Source organism: Pseudomonas sp. HY7a-MNA-CIBAN-0227, assembly GCF_040310325.1.
Taxonomy (GTDB): Bacteria; Pseudomonadota; Gammaproteobacteria; order Pseudomonadales; family Pseudomonadaceae; genus Aquipseudomonas.
Window position 1 is genome coordinate 1 of sequence record NZ_JBEOPT010000037.1, and the last position, 584, is coordinate 584.

General features: G+C 57.7%; 1 pseudogene. It reads right to left on the reverse strand.

Features of this window, described 5'->3' with window-relative positions:
* Positions 1 to 584, reverse strand: a pseudogene (locus AAEZ06_RS26855) (type IV secretion protein Rhs); the annotation flags it as partial.

Consider the following 584-nt stretch of genomic DNA (forward strand, 5'->3'; position numbering starts at 1 on the left):
CTCGTTTTCGATTTCGGTCAGCAGCAGCCGGGTGTTGTCGTAGCGGTACTTGAGAAGCGTGCCGTCAGGGTTGATTCGACGACTGATCAGGTGCAGACCGTCGGCATACTCGTAGCGCGTAACACGCCCCAACTCGTCGCGTTCGGCGGTGATTTTTCCGTAGGGGTTGTAGCTGTAGGCGCGGGTGGCACCGCCCGGCAATACCACCTGAGTCAGCCGTCCAACGCTGTCCCATTGATACTGGGTCAGTGCTCCGTATTCATCCTCACGCGCCACTTGCCGGCCAAGATCGTCATAGCGATAGCGCCGCACACCACCGTTGGGTAGTTTTTCCTCTACCCGTTGACCGAAGTCATTCCAGCTCAGGCGCTGACAGCTGTGGTCCGGATACCAAACCTCCGTCAGTTGGCCGTGTTTGTTGTAGCTGTAGTCGGTAACAAAACCATCGGGATCAGTCTTGCGGGTGATATCGCCTTGATCATTGCGCTGGTATTTCCAGACGGCTTCACCACGGCGCACAACCCGCACGAAACCGTTGTGATGCTCGTAGGACGTCGGCTCATCGTCCCCCGGAAACAGCGCAA